We start from the raw sequence: 16,796 nt of genomic DNA, 5'->3' as shown, positions 1-16,796 counted from the left end.
TTAGCACGCGCTTGTGCCTCGGGCTGTCTCCTAGACCCGGTGAACGACTAATTTTTCTTCGCTCAGGAATTGCAGCGCGCCGTACCCTTCCATATCGACGGCGTATCTGAAATTGCCGTCATCTGTTGGGAACACAGCGACAACGACGCCGCCTTCGTGTTCGTCGGTGGCTTTATCGACTCTATCGCCAATGGCAAATTTTGACATCGAGAACTCCCCAAGGACTCATCAGACGTTCATTATCTCACGCGATTGGATCAGTGCGCCTCATTCAAAAAACATAATGAAATGGACATCGTGGACGATGCTGATCCACCGAACCGATTCGGTGGCGTATTCCGCTGTCCTCAACAATCATGATACGTTTCGGCTCACCGATGTCCGCTTCCGTCCTGCCGGCTCAACCGGCGGACGCAAACCATAGCTGGCTCGCATCCTTAACTTTGCTTCTCGCGCATCGCTCGGAGATAGTGTTCGGCGTGTTGGAAGTAATTTTCCGCCTCGATCCGATCTCCGGTCAGAGTTTCGGCGCGGGCTAAGTCCAAATAGCGTTCATAGCTTTTATGGAAGTGTTGAACATTACCTACCTGGGCGCGGACGAACCCGGCAGGTCTTCGGTGGGTGGGTTGCGATCTTCGCAGCATAGCGTTGGTCATGACTTTCGTACTTTGGCGCCGCTGCCTAGTGATTACAGTCGATCCTTTGCGCTGGGCGCGTCGCGCAAAATATCTTGAGGGCTTTGATAGGTGTTACTTCAACCGCTCCATTGCATCCTAGTTCCTCTGCTGGGCGAGGGTGAGCACGGAGTGGAGACGGATCGAGTTGGCAAAGAACGCCGCTATGCGGGCGTTAAAAGTCACGCGGCCTTTTCGCCGCGACCTTTTTTCTTGACCCGTTGCAGGCGCTTGTTCTCAGGCTGCGTATTGCGAACGGCCTCGGCCAGCATCTCGTACAGCTCTGCCCTGGTCTTCTTCGGTTCGCGCTTGGGTGGTTGCCATGAGGTCATGGGCTATATGTGGGGATGCCGGGAGCAGAATTAAACCCCGCTGGGCATGTCTGCGATTTTCGCTCTCGGCATCGTGTGCGCTCTCACCCCAACAGCGACTAAGCTGCGGACTTCGCAGGCAGTCGGTTTAGTGCCATTAAGCGACGTTTTTACGGGATTGGTGGGGTGCGACCGGTACGCTAAAACAAGACCAGAGACTTCGCTGCCGATTGAGCGTACAGCCGTTGCCCGCTACTTTGAGGAGAACATCGATGGCTTCGTCAGACCACTATAGTCAAGAATTGAACGCTCAATTTGGGCGTGCGGTCTCCCGAGGCATGAAGCACATTCTGATCAACGCACGCGAGCTGCATTCCTCGCTCGATGACTTTCCTGGCTCGAACGATAGACTGGTCTCATGTCGTCTGGTGATGCGTAATGAAATGAAAGCCGGTGACGTCCTGGTGGTGGAAGAGGACCATCTGGTGGGCGTGACGGTGCGCTACCTGTTGCCACGAGCCGCCCATTGATAGCTAGTCCGCGACCGCTATCATTGCTCCCTTGGCGCGACCCACGCCTCAGTCACCGTGCTTTCGATGACGTGCCGCTGAACTCTCTTGCAATGCGGGCAAGCAAACGTCCGTAGATCCTGGCCCCACATGCTCGGCTCAATCACCGACAGCCTCATGGGCGAACCGCAGGCGGTGCATTGCGGGCCTTGGTTTTGTTTATCGAGCATGTGCCGCCTCCGTGAAGTTGGCTCTTAGTTCGGCGCCCTGAGTTCGCCGGCGAGCCAGCCGGCCACCTTCGATTTGAGGGGATCCGATGCAATAATCCTCATCTCAACCTGGTCGCATTTGGGGCATTCGAACAGCCGGCGTTTGAAACCAATTGGTCCTGCCGAAACGCGTTCAAGCATCATCCGCGTTTGGCAACGGGAGCAGCGAGCGCGCTCGATATCGGTCAAGAATTGGTCGGGTAAGGTCACGGTTTTTCTCCATATAAGGCGGGAGCGTTACCGAACTCTCGGTCACCGATGGCAGCCAACATGGCGCGGTAGTGGAGCAATCATGCTCGCTTGAGTTTCGGGATGCTGTTCAATACAGCTCACATTCCGAAAGTTATTGATGGTTGGTCCTAGTCACGCTCTTTGAGCAGAGGCTTCTCGTGCAAAACCGCAGACAGCAGCGAGTTGTTGACCTCGATATGGCCGTTGTAGCTGATGAGCCCCAGCTTTCGAAATTTGTTCATGAAATGGCTGACGCGGGACCGGGTGGTGCCAACCATCTCGGCCAGCGTTTCCTGGCTGATATTCGGGCTGATCCGCTGTGGCTCGCCGTCCTTGCCGAAATTGGCGAGCAGCAAAAGCAGCCGGGCTAGCCGCCGCTCGCTTGAATTGAACAGCTGGTCGATCAGGTCCTCCTCAATCCGGCTGTTCCGGGTCAGGAGATAGGACATGAATAACTCGGAGAATTTCGGCTCATCATGGAGCGCGGTGATCATGGCTGCTTTGGCGATGGAAGTGATCACACAATCTTCCATCGCGGTTGTCGTCGATATGCGCACCTTATGGCCGTTCATGCAGCCTTCGCCGAAGAAATGTCCGGGCTCAAGGATCGCGACGACAGCTTCCTTGCCCTGTTCGGACAAGACGGTGAGCTTGACCTTGCCTTTTTGAATGTAAAACACCGTCTCGGCGACGTCGCCCTGTTCGAAGATTTTCTGGTTCTTGTGAAATTCAAGGATAGCTTTCCCGTCCCCGACTTTGGCGAGAAAGAGCTTGGCGTCAAATATGTCCTTCGGCGGGGTGCTCATGACGGGCCTCCTTTGGCCCAGACGACGGCCGTCAAATCGCAGGCTGCGCGCGCCTGGCGGTTTGCGAAATATTATAAGGAAAACGTTTCTGCGTCAGCCGTCCAACGTGTGGCTTTCGAGCCATGTTTTACTTCTGAACAGCGCGCGAAGCGATAACGCAATCTGCCGGTGCTGGTTGCGTTGGCCCCCGGGTGGGAACGTCCGAGCATATCGCAGCACATTGCGCCGCATCTCGATAAAGTGCGCCGTCTGGCGGCGGCTGTCGGGTTCCGGCTCTGGCTTTCTGTCAGGCGAAGGCATGATGCCCCCTTTGGTTCAGGCGGGAGCTTTGCTCTCGTCACCGGTAGCGGCCGGGTACCGTGCGGTGACAGATAGTCATGGCGCGGTTTCGCTCTGAGCCCGTGGTCAATTTTGCTCACATTCGGAAATAGAAAACGGCCTCAGCGCGGGGGTACAGGCTGAGGCCGTCAGTTCATCGGATGCCTGGGGGGCGCCATGCATCCGGTCGCCTATCACAAGCGGTCACGGCGACGTCGGTTCCAAGGATTCAGGATGGCGCGACCAGCGACGTCATGGGAACGTCCAGCGCGTAGACAAAGCCGGTCGGGGCATACAGGCAGCCTTTCGTTAAGCGTGTGTTGGACAAGGATACAACCTCGTCCGCCATAACTGGACCGAAAAAATTTCGGGTGGGGCATCATAGATTCACGATCCTCCCTAATAGGCGGGGGATGTACCCCCTCGGATCGGGCGATTGTTCCTGGTTGGAATGAGTGGCAGCCCGTCTAACAACAGAACGATTGTCAACGACCTAGCTTTATCGTCTTGACGCGAAAGGGAGATAGCTGTGACGCTGTTCAACGCGCGGGCTTACCCATGCATTGCTCGCCAGTAGCCCTAAAGTAATAACATCCGGTCTGCTGGCAGCTTGAGAGCCGGACGCTGCACGTACTCAAGCACTCATGGCGTGGGACTCTGGCTCCGAGACCATCGCAGCGTTCGCACACGTGGTGCCAGCGGCTACAAAATTGCGCACGTGTCTCAGCGAATGCCGAAGTTGCAGTCGCACTGACGAATGCACCGAGTACGAGGGCCGCCACAAACATTTTCTTCATCTGCTTTCTTCTCCTCTATTTATTGAAGGCAGTCTCATGGACACTAACCCACAAATTACCCGTGCTGTGCGGCATTCAACAAAATCGGTGTTCCGTCGTGAAGCGTGTGTTAGACAAAGCTACAATCAGAGCCGCCGTAACCCGACCGAAATAATTTCAGATAGGGCATGATTGAATTACGAACCGTGTGTGGAGGCGGGGGGGTCTACCCCCTCGGTTCGGCCGATTGCCCATAGCGGGATCGAGACGCTGGCGTGGTGATAGTGACGGCGCGGCGTATGGCATCAGGCTGGGTTATCGTGGCAAGAGCAGTCGATCAGCTATCCCCGACTTCGGTGACAGGACCGGAGAAGGGCAGGCGCTCGCCTATGCTGATCAAGCCGATAGTCGGCCAATCGTTTGGTGGCTTACGTTAAAGTCGCGAGCGATGGCTGTGTTTGCCTCGCCGGCATCGCGGCGCTTGATTGCTTCGCGCTTCTGATGCGGCGTTAGGCATTGTTCGTTTCGGTGGTGGTGGTGCGTTGAAGTGACTCATCGCCTTTGCTGCGTTGGTCCTGCAACATAGCGACGTTCGTTGCTGTGTTTCAGATTTGGGGGCAAGAGCCATGCAAAGCGCCATTGCGTACATACGAGTATCGACTGGCCGACAGGGCAGGTCGGGATTGGGACTTGCGGCTCAACAGGCCGCGATTGATCGGTTCGCAGAGGATGAGGGCTTCGACCTCATCGAAACATTTCAAGAGGTCGAGACCGGGAAGGGGGCTGACGCGCTCGAACGCCGGCCACAACTCGCAGCGGCGTTGAGGGTCGCGAAGCAGTATTCGACGAAGCTGCACAAGCCCCCGATCATCGTAGCGAAATTGGATCGGCTCTCCCGCGATGTTCATTTTATCTCTGGTCTGATGGCGCACAAGACGCCGTTCATCGTGACCGAGCTTGGGCGCAACGTTGATCCGTTCATGCTCCACATTCATGCCGCCGTGGCTGAACAGGAGCGTCGCCGGATCAGTGAGCCAACCAGGGACGCGCTTGCCGCCAAGAAGGCACAGGGAGTCGCGCTGGGTGGTGCAAATGCTGGCACCATGCGAACTCATGCCGAGGCCCAGCAACGCGCCGAAGGGCTGCGCACGGTCTTTAAGGAACTGTCCGGCTTGCGATCTGCCCGCGCCATCGCGGCAGCACTGAACGAGCGCAAGATAGCGACGCCAACAGGCGGCAAATGGTCCGCTGTGACTGTCATCCGCATTCAACGCCGATTGGCGGCGAATTGACCTTGCTCAGCGACCGGAGGGGCGAGGCAACAGCATCGAACACGATTGATTGGGCACGTATTGGAATTGTTGGAATTGGAGCGTTGTGCGGATTTGAAAAACTTGATTTACGAGCATCGTCGCACTGACCGCCGCAAGTAGCTGACGTGACTCTGCTATTTGGCGGCGCGTGCGTCTGCCTGTGCGAGATTAATCGGCCCAAACCTTATGAAATCTTCTCATTGGCCGTCATGCACATGCCAATGGCACTGATTGCCTCACCATTGGCGGGGCCTCGGCTCGCAACGGCTGTGATGTTGCCATAGACAGATTCAGACAGGTCTACCGCTATAGGACGTATAGACAATGGAACCTGTTGTACGTCTATAAGGTGAGGACCTGTCTGAACCTGTCTAATTTCCTTCGACCCCCTTCACGACGCCGGCCCAACGTCAAGTTTGAGCCGAACTCCGGCGAAACAACGCTCCTGATGGGGACTGCCTTTCCGGCAGGCGGTGAACCCACGGCTGGCCATCAGGCTGTTGAAGGCCTTGGTAGAGCCTGCCTTGTCGCCACCAGCTACGGCATACGCGGACCAATCGGCAAACAGGTCACTGATCCGATCCCACTTGTGGCCGTTGCCAGGATCGGAATCGCACTTATCTTCGAGCCATTGGCCGAACGAATCCTCGCTATCGAAGTACTCGTCCGTCGCATCGGTCACCATGGCAGGCGGTGCCAACCCGATGCGTTGCCACTCAAGACAGCCATCAATCGCCCAACGTAGGATCGCTGGCCATTCGGCTCTTAGCTTGTCTGTCAATTTCGGATCGCGCTCGACTGGCGGAATTTGCACGGTGAACGGAACCAGAAGCAACCGGCGGCGCATCGCCTCATCGACGTTCTGTAATCGCGGCTTGTGATTCCCGGCGATGAACAGCTTGAACGTCGGATAGAAGTCGAAGAAATCCTGCCGCATGAATCGTGCGGTTTGTTTATCACCTCCGGTAATCGCTTTGATCTTGGCTTCATCCCATGATCGTCCCTGTTGCGTTTCTTGTGCCACAACGAGGCGGGAGCCGCGTAGCTTCGCCAGCTCCGTTGGATGCCTGTCGTTCTTGGAATCAATGAATGTGGCCATGTCCGCGACTGTGGCGTACTCGCCGAACACCTTGACGATGGTGTTCAGAAAGAGCCACATATTACAAGCTGTCTACGGGTAAACTGCCCGGCGGCAAAGAAGGAAACCAGTGGATCGCATCGAAGGGTGTGCTGCGTGCTCACTACGAGCGGATCACCAAAGATAAGGCGGCCTGAGACACGCCGATTTGGTTCAACTGAATATCTGAAACGGCCTGCGGGCCGCCCTAATCCAAATTATTTTGATTTGGTCGAGACGACCGAAGAACTGGCGACCAGAGCGGGCATCCGGGGACGGACAGCCTGAGCTCACTGCCCCGGGGACGGGTGCATTCCCACTCAAAACATCATCGTCGTTCGGACCTCGCGCGCGCGGGCCGACATCATGTGTATTGGAGCACCCAACCTATGGACGCAGAAGCAGCGAAGCCCGCCACCGCGGACACGGTGAACGGGCTTCGGAAATCGGAGCAGCTTGGCAGCCGGCTCATTTGCAGAAATAGCGAAACCTCATCTCGAAAGCAAGACAAGCCGCCTGGCATCGTCGCGACGATCCGCAAGGGCAACCGCAATGCCGTTGTGGTCTCAGTCAAAGAGGATGGTCAGCACCCCTTACTCGACATCAGGCAGCATGAGCCTAACGGCCTCCAGGAGCTGAAGCCAACCAGATCAGGCATCAGCAACATCGACAAGGTAATGGCTCGCGAGTTGGTCACCGCACTCCTCAAGTTTGTTGCGGGGTGCAGGACATGACCCGCCGTCGCCTCGCTAACCGCCGCGCCAACGAAACCTACACCTTTCAACTCGACGGCCACCGATACCGTGCCAGTGCTGGCCGGTTTCCGAATGGCGAACTTGCAGAGATTTTCCTCGACGTCGCAAAGGCTGGAACGCCCTTGCAGCTAAATGCTGAGTGCGCGGCGATCTTGACGTCACTGGCCTTGCAGCATGGGGTTTCGCCAGAAACGATCCGTCACGCCGTCAACGGCCCCATCGCCGTCGCGCTGGGTCACTTCAGCAAAGTGAAGGTGCTCGTATGAAGATCGGCACGGCCGTGAGGCGACCATGGGTTCCGTTCCATGGCGCTGAGTTTTTTGCCAAGGCCAACCTAATATCTGACGCACAAGCGATTGCGCTGCTCCGGCTTATTTGGAGCTACTGGGAAAACGGCGGGCTACCCGACGACGACCAAAAACTGGCACGCATCGCACGGATGACGCCGAAGCAGTGGAACAAATCAAGGGCAGCAATTAGCGAGTTTTTTGGTGATCAATGGACAAGCGAAAGACTTGATCTCGAATTGGCAAAGATTATCGATTTGTCCAATAAAAACAGAGAAAAAGCAGAGCTGGGGCATAGCCTGCGCAGAGCTAGAGCAGAGCCGGCGCAGGAGCCGCAGCAGGACCACACACACTTACACGTACATCAGAGTGGTGTTGTTGTTGTTGACGCGGACGCGCGCGAGACAATCGAAGAGGCTTTCAACGAAGAAGCAAGAACGCTTGGTCTTGAGTTTTTGCTAGCGGCCGGCTTCGAGAACCCGACTTCAACGGAGGGCTGGGAAGTTCTGGCCGATCACACGAAGGCTTGGATCAACGCTGGCTATCCACGTTCAATGATCATCGCCGAAACCCGAATGATTGCGCACAAGGGCGGCCATAGGAAACCGCTGGGTTATTTCGATACGACGTTTCGACGCGTACACGACCGCAACAATCTTGAGTTGGCTGCATTGGCCGCGATGCGTTAGCCCAGCGTCCGCTGAGTGGGGTTGTGACTTTGCAATGACTTACGCCAATCCGATGTGCCGTGTGCCGTTCGTTCACGCCCGCAACGTCTTTCGTGGCGATTTACAGTCGTAAGGACTTTGCAATAATTGGCCCAAACCGTTGTCAGCAACGCGCTCGCGGACCTATTTTGAATGTCGCTTGCCTGCGGTTAAGGGGTGTACGCCGAATTGCTGCTCGACGAGTTCTGCCGCATCAATAACCTTCTCTAGGTAAGCGGCGCGTTCCTCTTCGGTCATCATCTTTTTCGTAAACCTCAAAACCGTCTTTTGCTGCAACGCCACCAGCTTAATCCTTCCTTGCTCTCGGAGTTGAGCAGTTCGCTCTATTCCGCTTTTAGACAGGAGACCCGATAACAGAGTTGTCGAAGCGGAAATTATCACCACTAACCATTTCATCCACGGTTGGTATTCGGGGGCCGTGGACGGAAGCGCCGCGACGACGGTCACCAAAGACGACATAATCAAAATCGCAGTTTGAAGACGCCATGCCATGTGTTCCCATTTGTCGGTTTCATGCCAGTACCATTCAAGCATCCCCTCGACGTACGGCGCGATCGCCGCTTTCGCTTCCTCTTCCGTAAGCACCGACTTTGCGGTTGCAGCAGATTCGATTGTCGCTGACATTGCGTCCTCCTTGGCCGTTCACGTCCGCAATGATTACCACAACTCATTGCGCGCATCTTGCTACGCCATGTCATCATGAGTAGCGGATATCATATCCGTTGAGCATCTGTAGGCTGCTGAATTTGCAAACCAATTTACGGCGTGTTGCGGTCGTGTTGCGCGGACCTGATTGAGCGTAGCCATTGGTAATCGGATCGCTTGCACCGCAACGCTGTTTCCGCGATGATTCTTGTGTCGCACTGATTTGCGCGACCGTCCCATGGCTGCCGATGGCAGAGCGGGCTTCCAACCACAAGGAAGCTCAGCATGGCGGCAACAGCAACCAAACCCCTGACACCAGCACCCCAACCGGCGACGCCGCTTGAACGGCTTCATGCTGAGCGAGCCAGCCTTGCCCGTGAGTTAGATGGCTTGAACGCCGGCGTAGCCCGGCTCCGGGAAACAGCCAATGCTGAGGCTGCTGTACGGGCGGAACTAGATGAGCTAGGACGCATCGAAACTGGCGCGATGCTGAAATGGGCAACCGAAGGCTGCCACGGCGAGGCTCCGCGTTCCGATCAGCAAACGCGGATCAGGTTGGCGCAAAAACTCAACGCTGCCCAAGCCGCCGCCGCCGCTGCAAAGGGTGCTGGTGCTGATATTCACCAGAAGATCGCAGCGCTCAATGACCGGCTTCGCTCAATCAGTGCCCAGATCGAACAGGCCATCTTTGACAAGATGGAAACCGAGCACGGTCACGTCATCACGCAATATCGAGCCAACTGCGAGCAGGGCAGCAAGCTCGCCGCGCAAATCCACGGGCTGGCAAGTTTCTACGGCGATGCCGGCCGCACGCTGATCAGCCGCGGCGATCAAGACGCCGGCACGATGTACCTGCAACGCGCATCAGCGCTGACGAACATCAAGCTCCCCAATCCCGGCGTCAACCGCCATGAAATCGAAGCCGCGGCATCAAATTGGGGCCGCCGCGCCGCAGCGTTGAGGTCCGGCAAATGAAAACAGCTGAAGCGCTCGCCATCGCAGCGCAGGCAAAACCAATCCGCCGCCAACCACTCGACAAGCTGCACAGCTCTATGGCCGCCGCTGCTGATGCGCTGGTCAAGAGTTACGACGCGATGGGCGGCACATTGGCAAAGGCTCAGGTCCAGCTCAACCAACTCGCCGCTGAAATCGAGTTCATTCGAGACTTTCAGCCCGACCAACCCCTTCGGAGAATGCATTCATGATCCCGCTGCAACATCGCGCCCGCGCTGCCATGGCAGCCATCGACGACGCCAAGACACCGTTTCAGAAGCACGCCGCGCGACAGGAAGGCCTCAGCGTCAAAGCTGATCTGGAAAAGCAGATCAGTGATGACAAGGCAGTGGCCGCATTCAAGGCCGCGAAGCCGCAGAGCATGGCAGGCGTCTACAAGGATGACACCGTCCGTGACCATCCCGTGTTCATGACCGGCCCTGCTGAAACGCGCATCACCGGCCCGGTCAAGCTGCCTAACGGTTCGCTTGCCGCGCCAAATCCTCAGGGCCAGATCGTGGTGCCCGCCAGCATGGTGCCAGCGATGATGGCGCGCGGCTACTTCAGGGCCAACTCAGTGATCACCGCGTTGGGCGAAAAATATCCGATGTCCGATCCGCCGATCCCCAACGGCGACGCGGCATAGGCCAGCAATGCTGCGGGGATCGATGCCAAACAAAACTCTGGTGGCGATGCAGCGCGCGGATGGATCGCTTGATAGCGAGTGCGTGATCAAGCCCGATCACAACGGCGTCGTGATGGTCCCCGCCGAACACGTCATATCCATGATGAAGGCGGGATACGTGCACACGACGTCCGACGCCTAAACCGAAAAAAGGAAACACGATGTCACAGACGACAATTCCGATGAAAATGGGGACCGGCTTGGGAGTGCCCACGGTGGTGCAACTGCCGGATAGCACCACGCTGACGCCGGACGTGACGGGACTGATCAATGTCCCGGCCTCTTTTTTGATCTCAATGCTAGCGGCGGGTTGGCAAATCCAAATTGCGGCGAATAGCACACACGTTCCGTAGCGCGCGGTTGCTCCACAACGCGTTGAGGGAGAGGAGGCCTGACCACTTTCGTGGTTGTTGGTGGTCAGGTCCACATTTTCGAAAGCCAGCAATGAAATCGACTATCGATAAGCACCCTGACCGGCCCGCCATCGAAAGCGGGCTGGCGCGTCGCGTAGCCTTGCGCAAGCTGGGTAAGCGCTTCGGTGTGTCGATTGATGCTCTGCATCGCCACAAGAAAAAGCTTCTACGCGACGCGCCGGAGATGTTTCTCGCGGTTCAGGCCCGTGACTGGAAGGTCAAGCCGGAGGAATTGGAAGCCCTACGCCTTGAGACTTCTGAAGGCTGGTTGGCGAACGTGCGTGCCGATCTTGGCAAGGTCCTTTTTTACCGAGATTGCTGCATCGCGGACAACGATCATCAGGCCGCTGCACAGTGGACCGGCCACGCCCGAAAATATTTCGAGATGATCGGGCATGCCGCTGAACAGCTCAAAGCCCACTCATTCAACATTCAAAACAATTTTTATAACAGCCCGGACTATTGGCTGATCCAAAACGCAATCCTCGCAGCTCTGGCAAACCATCCGGCGGCACGCATTGATGTCCTGCGTGCGCTTGAGGGTGTTAGCAACGGCGTGGCCCCGCCCATGATCACGGCGTCTCCGGTCCTCGATCATGAGGCCGCTGCATGAGCATCGCTGACATCGCCCGCCACTTCGTCGAAACATCTAAATTCGACTGGCGGCACATTGCGCGACCAAATCAGCTTGAGCCGGTTGGCGATTGGGCTAACTGGCTGATCCTCGCCGGCCGTGGTTTCGGCAAAACCCGTACCGGGGCGGAATGGGTGCGCTCGATGATGTGCGGCACCACGCCATTGGCGGCGGGCCGGTGTCGTCATATCGCGCTGGTAGCGGAGACTGCGGCTGATGCGCGTGACGTCATGGTCGGTGACGGCAAGGGGCCGGGGGAGGGGTCAGGTCTCCTGCAGGTTCATCCGAAAAGCTTCATGCCCACCTATGAAAGTTCGAAGGATAGGTTGACGTGGCCGAATGGGGCCATCGCGATGATCTACAATGCCACTGACCCTGATCAGCTCAGAGGCCCTGAACATGATGGCGCTTGGGTTGATGAACTCGCCAAGTTTGCGTTGGCGCAAGAAGTCTGGGATCAACTGCAATTCGGCTTACGGCTCGGCACACAGCCGCGTGCACTGATCACCACCACGCCGAAGCCGACTAAGCTGCTCAAAACAATCATCGCTGATCCGCGAACTCACGTAACGCGCGGTCGCACGGCTGACAATGTCGCCAACCTGGCCCCGACTTTCGTCGCTAGCATCATGGCACGCTACAGTGGCACCCGGCTAGGCAGGCAAGAGCTTGATGCTGAGCTACTTGAAGATACGCCGGGCGCATTGTGGAAGCTTTCCGATATCGAGGCTGCGCGCATCGCACCAACGGCGCTGCCGACGATACGCCGCGTCGTGGTCGCGATTGATCCCGCCGTCAGCAATAACGAAAACAGCGACGAGACCGGCATCATTGTTGCCGGCCGTGCTGATGACGGCCATGCCTACGTGATCGCGGACTACAGCGGCAAGTTTTCGCCTGATAGTTGGGCGCGTGAGGCCATAAAGGCCTACCATCGTCACCATGCTGATCGCGTCATCGCTGAGGTCAACAACGGCGGCGCGCTGGTTGAGGCTACGGTGCGAATGGTTGATCCCAACGTCAGCTACAAGGCCGTGCATGCCAGCCGCGGCAAGGCCGTCCGCGCAGAACCCATCGCGGCCCTGTATGAACAGCGCCGCGTCCATCACGTTGGCACGTTTCCCATGCTTGAGGATCGGATGTCAGCGTTTACAAGCGACTTTGATCGCGGGCGGGCAGGGTATTCGCCTGATCACGTTGACGCGCTGGTGTGGGCGCTTAGCGAACTGATGGTGCAGGCCGAACCGGGGATTATCGAGTACGCCCGGCTTGAGGCTGAGAAAACGAATGCCCCGCCCGTCAACCCAAACGATCCGACAACCTTCGCGGTGACGCTCAAAGCACCGCCCGGTGGTGCGGGGACGCTGCATCTCATGTCCGGGCGTCAGGTGCTGGTGCCGTCCGACGGATTGGTGGCAATGACGGCTGAGGACAGCAAGCCGTTGCTGGGCATCGGCTGGGTTGAGGCGAGTGCGGGGGTGGCTGGTTAGCAAGTCTGCCGTCCGGTCGCTGCCGGGGGTAAAGCGGACGTGACGCGGACAGATCAATTCGGTCGCGAATGACTCGGAGCAGACCCTCGAATTGCCAGACGGCGCAATCGGGGGTAGAGTTTCTATCTCCTTCGCGTGGGATAGATTATGCCGATTTGGCAATTCCTCCGCCAGAAGACTAACCGCGAGGTCCTGGCTTGGCTTGGGGGCGGGTTCGTTGTCCTGGCGGCGGGGGCATGGACTGTTTTTGTCTATTTGACTCCCCCTAAATCGATGGATCGGCCGAGCGTCCGGGCGAATTGTGGGGGTGTTGCAATTGGCGGCAATGTAACCGGCGCGACCATTTCGGGAGCCACCTCCGGTTCAGATTGTCCGAATGAGTCAAAGTGAGAAGCCGTTCATGGTCCGCTCCTCAACTTTGCTCGCCGCGCTTACAATGTTGTTTGTCGCTCCAAACGTGCCGATCGTTGCCCAGCAAATCAAAGCGGAGGGTGGCGTCGCCATCGGCGGCAATGTCAGCAACTCGACGATCAATATCGGGATTCCTCCAGAACAGCTGGAGGCTCTTGTCCGACAAGCCCATGATCTGTCCGAAGCAAATAAAAAGATCGTTGCTGAGCTTCAGGGAAAGCTCGACGTTGGTGAGCGGCAAGTCCGGGCGGCGCTTGAGATCGTCGGCGAGGTGAATGTCCCGACAGAGCTTCTGAGCGCGAAGCTCGTGGAAATCGCTGAGCGCTTCAAAGCGCTTCGGAAGGCAGCATCCGATGATCTAGGCGATAACCCTTCTATTGTTGCCTTGAAGTCTGACGCCCGGAAGGCCATCGACGCGGGCGATCTTGCTCGGGCGGACCTTCTGCTCGCTAACGTCGAAACAGAGCAGAGACGGGCTCTCGATCGTTTCGCCGCCAATGTCGCCCGAACATCAGGCGAGCGTGGTGATATCGCAATGACGCGATTGCGGTACAAGGAGGCGGCAAAGCACTTCGCGGATGTAGCCGCGGTGTTTCCGCCTAGTATCATCGAGCAGGATGGGCGTTTGCATTACCTCAACAAGGAGGCTGACGCGCTCTTACGTCTGAGCTGGGGCTACGACGACCAGCCGCTGCACTTCCGTCTGAGCTATGGCGACGACGACAAACCTCTGCGTCTTGCAATCGAGCGATATCGGCGCATCATCGATCTGACACCTCGGGAGCGCCTGCCACTCGATTGGGCCAACGCACAGAACAATCTCGGCACCGCGCTTAGGAGGCTTGGCTCGCTCGAAGAGGCGGTTGCCGCCCATCGCGCTGCACTTACAGAAATGACCCGCGAGCGGGTGCCGCTCGATTGGGCCGCGACGCAGAACAGTCTCGGCAGTGCGCTCAGATTGCTCGGTGACGAAGAGAACAGCACCGCGCGGCTCGAAGAGGCGGTTGCGGCCCATCGCGCTGCACTTACAGAAATGACCCGCGAGCGGATGCCGTTCGATTGGGCCGCGACGCAGCACCTCCTCGGCGACGCGCTCCTATCGCTTGGAGATCAAGAGAGCGGCACCGCTCGGCTCCAAGAGGCGATCGTAGCCTATCGCGCAGCGCTTACGGAAAGACCCCTCGTCCTCCTCGGGGCGGTCGATAGGGCTCTTGCGAGGGGGAGTCTTGGGATTGCCTTCACGAGACTTAGACAGCACATCGCCGGTGAGAGGCCACGGAAATGAGATTCTGCTTCCCATAGCGGTACTCTCGCCACGTCCGCTGTTCGGTCGCAATAGGGGGATAAGCGGTTATCAATACGCGTCAGTCCCGCTTAGCCCTACGCGCCTGTTCCTTGACGAGCGCGGCTCTCGCAGCCGCGAAAGCGATGTCTTGGGTGCCCGGAGAGTTGCCGCCGGCAATCTTCTTGCCGTTCAAGAGCAACTCCCAATTCCACGCGACGACGCTGTCGGGCTTGCCGTCGGGGTACAGCCTGATTTTTGGCTCGTCCATAATATCTCATCCTAAAATATTCTTGCGTCCAAATAATTTGGATCACCGCTCATTCATCTTCATGCGTTACGCGGAAATGGCGAGATGCAAATCCAACTTTTTTGGATTTTGCATGCCCGATCCCGACCAATCCAAATTACTTGGTTATGCAAGCGTCTGAAGGTGTGTCATCACTCTGGGCAAGCCGGGGGAAGCGCTAACTTCCACCCGGCTCTAACACGAACCACAGAGTGACCCGATGGCCCGAGCTGATTCCCAGCGTACCACAAATCTTTCATCCCTGATCCGTGACGCCAGTCCGCGCCGCCTTTAAGGCCGCGGAGCGGGATGGGCTGGCACCGCTTTCGGTGTCAGTTGATAACCCGCCGTCGCTTGATGGCGGTGCCGCCGTGGTTTCCGACCGCGAATTAGAGCTGGCCTGACTCGCCAGCTCCCTCAGGGGCCTTGCTCGTTTTGACGCGCCGCCGGCCTCTGAGCAGCCCTTTCCGGTCAAACTCACCCCTCTCCTAGCCCCGTGCGGACACACGCAATTCCTGCGTACCCGCCAGCCCGTAAGGATGGACGATGCGCTTAAAGAAGTGGTCTACTGCCCGACATTCGAACCGCGCTATCCGCGCCCGGCTCAGTCTCTTGGCTATCGAGCGAGGGCTGCAGCCCGCTGAGCTTCCCAAGGTGATCGAATTGGACGACACGATGCTGGCGTTCGTCCGCCGCCATGAGGTCAACCTGGATTGGTTGTTTTTGGGCTCTCTCAAAGGTCTTTGGGGAATGGCCTATGATGCGCTGCATCCTGGTTCGTACGCTGCCGGTCGCGACTGAGCCACCTGCATGTTGAGGGGCATTTCGGAGACATGAGAGGGCGAGACAGACAACGGGCGTTCTAGCCAAACGCAGCACAAGGCGGGGTGAACATGACATTAGTAGTCGCAGCCATCGGCCGTGAGAGTATATGGCTCTGCGCAGATCGAAGATTGTCCATTCGACAGAAGGCGGTCAGTGACGACGCGGTCAAGATATTGCGGGTCGATCGCGGCGATGACGTCGCGCTGTTGGGTTATTCTGGTCTCGGGAAAACTCCGAAAGGAAAGCAGCCATCAGAGTGGATGAACAATGTCCTTCGAGGACGAAACGAGCCGCTAGAACGCTCGCTCGAGATTTTGGGCGGAGCCATTAGTCGGCAAATTCTGAAATACTTGCTCCACGTACCGGGCATGGGGAACGCGGCGCATGTTGTGTTGGCCCCAGCGTTTGTGGCCGAAAAGCCGATACTCTACACCGTGAAATTAGACATTATCAACGCAAAGAAAAAACTCTATCGTATATCCAATGAGCGGCACGAGACTGTGGGGCCGCCACGGCGGTACACCCGAATTGGAATAGCCGGCAGCGGTACGCCGTTTATCGTCACGCAACGCCCAAAGTTGATTGCCCTGCTGCGCCTGATAAGTAAGCACGAAAAGGGCAAGATAACTGCATTTGCAGTAGCGCGAGAGTTCGCGAAGATAAATCTTGAGGTCGCCGGTAAAGACAATTCGGTAGGGCCGGACTGTGTGGTTGCGTGGTCTTACCGCCGCAACGGGCCACTTAAGCTAACTCCAAACTTTATGGGCTTCAAAGGACTAGCGACGGCAACAGGTCATTTGTCTTTGCCAACCAACTCCAATGGGACTGACATGACCGCGTTCATGGCTGTGCTTTTCCCTTCTATGATGGAGCGCATGGCCAATCTTCGAGCCGGTAAGGACGGAAATCTTAGTGAAGCAGATCAAGCGGCGATTACAGAAGCGTTGAACAAGTTACCGACCCGGCCCAGCGAGCACCTCTAGAAACCGCGACCCGATGAGGAACCACCGATCACCGACCGCTTCCTGACCGAGG

The 16,796-nt window shown here is 57.4% G+C and carries 21 protein-coding genes and 2 pseudogenes; 15 read left to right on the top strand and 8 right to left on the bottom strand.

Features of this window, described 5'->3' with window-relative positions; all coding sequences use genetic code 11:
* Positions 1-30: 30 nt before the first annotated feature.
* The 3 genes and pseudogenes from BUA38_RS37325 to BUA38_RS37320 form a co-directional block, all read right to left on the bottom strand.
* The gene (locus BUA38_RS37325) at positions 31-207 is read right to left on the bottom strand and encodes a hypothetical protein (protein WP_156898853.1); all 177 of its coding nucleotides are present in this window, start codon (positions 205-207) and stop codon (positions 31-33) included.
* A gap of 230 nt (positions 208-437) precedes the next feature.
* Positions 438-584, bottom strand: a pseudogene (locus BUA38_RS38910) (DUF4167 domain-containing protein); the annotation flags it as partial.
* A 272-nt stretch (positions 585-856) separates the two neighbouring features.
* On the bottom strand, positions 857-1,006 hold the full coding sequence (locus tag BUA38_RS37320; RefSeq protein WP_156898852.1) for a hypothetical protein: 150 nt from the start codon (positions 1,004-1,006) through the stop codon (positions 857-859).
* A 251-nt stretch (positions 1,007-1,257) separates the two neighbouring features.
* On the opposite strand from BUA38_RS37320, the gene BUA38_RS33765 reads away from it, so the two are divergent.
* Positions 1,258-1,515 carry a hypothetical protein gene (locus BUA38_RS33765; RefSeq protein WP_156898851.1) on the top strand — a complete coding sequence of 86 codons (258 nt, stop codon included), beginning with the start codon at positions 1,258-1,260 and terminating at the stop codon, positions 1,513-1,515.
* 607 nt (positions 1,516-2,122) lie between these two features.
* On the opposite strand, the gene BUA38_RS33760 is transcribed toward BUA38_RS33765, so the two are convergent.
* Both BUA38_RS33760 and BUA38_RS38905 read right to left on the bottom strand, forming a co-directional pair.
* A complete protein-coding gene (locus BUA38_RS33760) occupies positions 2,123-2,800 on the bottom strand; it encodes a Crp/Fnr family transcriptional regulator (RefSeq protein WP_072824948.1) in 678 nt (225 codons plus the stop codon).
* Positions 2,801-4,290: 1,490 nt separating this feature from the next.
* Positions 4,291-4,401 (bottom strand): annotated as a pseudogene (locus BUA38_RS38905) (helix-turn-helix domain-containing protein); the annotation flags it as partial.
* A 119-nt stretch (positions 4,402-4,520) separates the two neighbouring features.
* Between BUA38_RS38905 and BUA38_RS33750 the strand changes: the two are divergent.
* Positions 4,521-5,186 (top strand): recombinase family protein, encoded by a 666-nt coding sequence (locus tag BUA38_RS33750; RefSeq protein ID WP_072824946.1) that lies wholly within the window; start codon positions 4,521-4,523, stop codon positions 5,184-5,186.
* Between the two features lie 412 nt (positions 5,187-5,598).
* Here the strand turns inward: BUA38_RS33750 and BUA38_RS33745 are convergent, their stop codons facing one another.
* Positions 5,599-6,366, bottom strand: coding sequence for a phage/plasmid primase, P4 family (locus BUA38_RS33745; RefSeq protein ID WP_072824944.1), 768 nt, complete (start codon positions 6,364-6,366; stop codon positions 5,599-5,601).
* A 347-nt stretch (positions 6,367-6,713) separates the two neighbouring features.
* On the opposite strand from BUA38_RS33745, the gene BUA38_RS33740 reads away from it, so the two are divergent.
* From BUA38_RS33740 to BUA38_RS33730, 3 genes are read left to right on the top strand one after another with little or no spacing between them, the layout of a single operon-like run.
* Positions 6,714-7,058, top strand: coding sequence for a hypothetical protein (locus tag BUA38_RS33740; RefSeq protein ID WP_072824943.1), 345 nt, complete (start codon positions 6,714-6,716; stop codon positions 7,056-7,058).
* Positions 7,055-7,345, top strand: a complete 291-nt coding sequence (locus BUA38_RS33735) for a hypothetical protein (protein ID WP_072824941.1) — start codon at positions 7,055-7,057, stop codon at positions 7,343-7,345. Before BUA38_RS33740 ends, BUA38_RS33735 begins: the two co-directional genes overlap by 4 nt.
* Complete coding sequence (locus BUA38_RS33730; protein WP_072824939.1) at positions 7,342-8,055, top strand: DUF1376 domain-containing protein; 714 nt, start codon at positions 7,342-7,344, stop codon at positions 8,053-8,055. Before BUA38_RS33735 ends, BUA38_RS33730 begins: the two co-directional genes overlap by 4 nt.
* Before the next feature lie 162 nt (positions 8,056-8,217).
* Here the strand turns inward: BUA38_RS33730 and BUA38_RS33725 are convergent, their stop codons facing one another.
* Entirely contained in the window at positions 8,218-8,718 is a 501-nt protein-coding gene (locus tag BUA38_RS33725; protein WP_072824937.1) for a hypothetical protein, read from the bottom strand.
* 306 nt (positions 8,719-9,024) lie between these two features.
* Here BUA38_RS33725 and BUA38_RS33720 point away from each other — a divergent pair, with 306 nt between their 5' ends.
* From BUA38_RS33720 to BUA38_RS33695, 8 genes are all read left to right on the top strand, one after another.
* Positions 9,025-9,714 (top strand): hypothetical protein, encoded by a 690-nt coding sequence (locus tag BUA38_RS33720; RefSeq protein ID WP_156898850.1) that lies wholly within the window; start codon positions 9,025-9,027, stop codon positions 9,712-9,714.
* The gene (locus tag BUA38_RS33715; protein WP_072824933.1) at positions 9,711-9,944 is read left to right on the top strand and encodes a hypothetical protein; all 234 of its coding nucleotides are present in this window, start codon (positions 9,711-9,713) and stop codon (positions 9,942-9,944) included. The genes BUA38_RS33720 and BUA38_RS33715 overlap by 4 nt, the downstream gene beginning before the upstream one ends.
* Entirely contained in the window at positions 9,941-10,378 is a 438-nt protein-coding gene (locus tag BUA38_RS33710; protein WP_072824931.1) for a hypothetical protein, read from the top strand. Before BUA38_RS33715 ends, BUA38_RS33710 begins: the two co-directional genes overlap by 4 nt.
* Positions 10,379-10,400: 22 nt before the next feature.
* Positions 10,401-10,559 carry a hypothetical protein gene (locus BUA38_RS37315; RefSeq protein ID WP_156898849.1) on the top strand — a complete coding sequence of 53 codons (159 nt, stop codon included), beginning with the start codon at positions 10,401-10,403 and terminating at the stop codon, positions 10,557-10,559.
* Between the two features lie 19 nt (positions 10,560-10,578).
* A complete protein-coding gene (locus BUA38_RS37310; RefSeq protein WP_156898848.1) occupies positions 10,579-10,770 on the top strand; it encodes a hypothetical protein in 192 nt (63 codons plus the stop codon).
* 91 nt (positions 10,771-10,861) lie between these two features.
* Positions 10,862-11,443: a hypothetical protein gene (locus BUA38_RS33705; protein ID WP_072824929.1), complete on the top strand. Its 582-nt coding sequence runs from the start codon at positions 10,862-10,864 to the stop codon at positions 11,441-11,443.
* The gene (locus tag BUA38_RS33700; protein WP_072824927.1) at positions 11,440-12,954 is read left to right on the top strand and encodes a DNA-packaging protein; all 1,515 of its coding nucleotides are present in this window, start codon (positions 11,440-11,442) and stop codon (positions 12,952-12,954) included. The genes BUA38_RS33705 and BUA38_RS33700 overlap by 4 nt, the downstream gene beginning before the upstream one ends.
* 400 nt (positions 12,955-13,354) lie before the next feature.
* On the top strand, positions 13,355-14,650 hold the full coding sequence (locus BUA38_RS33695) for a tetratricopeptide repeat protein (RefSeq protein WP_172806132.1): 1,296 nt from the start codon (positions 13,355-13,357) through the stop codon (positions 14,648-14,650).
* 79 nt (positions 14,651-14,729) lie between these two features.
* On the opposite strand, the gene BUA38_RS33690 is transcribed toward BUA38_RS33695, so the two are convergent.
* Positions 14,730-14,918 (bottom strand): hypothetical protein, encoded by a 189-nt coding sequence (locus BUA38_RS33690; protein WP_072824923.1) that lies wholly within the window; start codon positions 14,916-14,918, stop codon positions 14,730-14,732.
* A gap of 564 nt (positions 14,919-15,482) precedes the next feature.
* Here BUA38_RS33690 and BUA38_RS33685 point away from each other — a divergent pair.
* Together BUA38_RS33685 and BUA38_RS33680 are read left to right on the top strand one after the other, a co-directional pair.
* Positions 15,483-15,737 (top strand): hypothetical protein, encoded by a 255-nt coding sequence (locus tag BUA38_RS33685; protein ID WP_072824921.1) that lies wholly within the window; start codon positions 15,483-15,485, stop codon positions 15,735-15,737.
* Positions 15,738-15,889: 152 nt separating this feature from the next.
* On the top strand, positions 15,890-16,744 hold the full coding sequence (locus BUA38_RS33680; RefSeq protein ID WP_172806131.1) for a hypothetical protein: 855 nt from the start codon (positions 15,890-15,892) through the stop codon (positions 16,742-16,744).
* Positions 16,745-16,796 lie beyond the last annotated feature (52 nt).

It is taken from the genome of Bradyrhizobium erythrophlei (genome assembly GCF_900142985.1).
Lineage (GTDB): Bacteria > Pseudomonadota > Alphaproteobacteria > Rhizobiales > Xanthobacteraceae > Bradyrhizobium > Bradyrhizobium erythrophlei_B.
Note: the sequence above shows the minus strand (reverse complement) of the source record. Positions and strands in the feature narration are given on the sequence as shown.

Coding starts and splice junctions, on each gene's coding strand:
- BUA38_RS37325 (WP_156898853.1), bottom strand. CDS start 207: ATGTCAAAATTTGCCATTGGCGATAGAGTCGATAAAGCCACCGACGAA.
- BUA38_RS37320 (WP_156898852.1), bottom strand. CDS start 1,006: ATGACCTCATGGCAACCACCCAAGCGCGAACCGAAGAAGACCAGGGCA.
- BUA38_RS33765 (WP_156898851.1), top strand. CDS start 1,258: ATGGCTTCGTCAGACCACTATAGTCAAGAATTGAACGCTCAATTTGGG.
- BUA38_RS33760 (WP_072824948.1), bottom strand. CDS start 2,800: ATGAGCACCCCGCCGAAGGACATATTTGACGCCAAGCTCTTTCTCGCC.
- BUA38_RS33750 (WP_072824946.1), top strand. CDS start 4,521: ATGCAAAGCGCCATTGCGTACATACGAGTATCGACTGGCCGACAGGGC.
- BUA38_RS33745 (WP_072824944.1), bottom strand. CDS start 6,366: ATGTGGCTCTTTCTGAACACCATCGTCAAGGTGTTCGGCGAGTACGCC.
- BUA38_RS33740 (WP_072824943.1), top strand. CDS start 6,714: ATGGACGCAGAAGCAGCGAAGCCCGCCACCGCGGACACGGTGAACGGG.
- BUA38_RS33735 (WP_072824941.1), top strand. CDS start 7,055: ATGACCCGCCGTCGCCTCGCTAACCGCCGCGCCAACGAAACCTACACC.
- BUA38_RS33730 (WP_072824939.1), top strand. CDS start 7,342: ATGAAGATCGGCACGGCCGTGAGGCGACCATGGGTTCCGTTCCATGGC.
- BUA38_RS33725 (WP_072824937.1), bottom strand. CDS start 8,718: ATGTCAGCGACAATCGAATCTGCTGCAACCGCAAAGTCGGTGCTTACG.
- BUA38_RS33720 (WP_156898850.1), top strand. CDS start 9,025: ATGGCGGCAACAGCAACCAAACCCCTGACACCAGCACCCCAACCGGCG.
- BUA38_RS33715 (WP_072824933.1), top strand. CDS start 9,711: ATGAAAACAGCTGAAGCGCTCGCCATCGCAGCGCAGGCAAAACCAATC.
- BUA38_RS33710 (WP_072824931.1), top strand. CDS start 9,941: ATGATCCCGCTGCAACATCGCGCCCGCGCTGCCATGGCAGCCATCGAC.
- BUA38_RS37315 (WP_156898849.1), top strand. CDS start 10,401: ATGCCAAACAAAACTCTGGTGGCGATGCAGCGCGCGGATGGATCGCTT.
- BUA38_RS37310 (WP_156898848.1), top strand. CDS start 10,579: ATGTCACAGACGACAATTCCGATGAAAATGGGGACCGGCTTGGGAGTG.
- BUA38_RS33705 (WP_072824929.1), top strand. CDS start 10,862: ATGAAATCGACTATCGATAAGCACCCTGACCGGCCCGCCATCGAAAGC.
- BUA38_RS33700 (WP_072824927.1), top strand. CDS start 11,440: ATGAGCATCGCTGACATCGCCCGCCACTTCGTCGAAACATCTAAATTC.
- BUA38_RS33695 (WP_172806132.1), top strand. CDS start 13,355: ATGGTCCGCTCCTCAACTTTGCTCGCCGCGCTTACAATGTTGTTTGTC.
- BUA38_RS33690 (WP_072824923.1), bottom strand. CDS start 14,918: ATGGACGAGCCAAAAATCAGGCTGTACCCCGACGGCAAGCCCGACAGC.
- BUA38_RS33685 (WP_072824921.1), top strand. CDS start 15,483: ATGCGCTTAAAGAAGTGGTCTACTGCCCGACATTCGAACCGCGCTATC.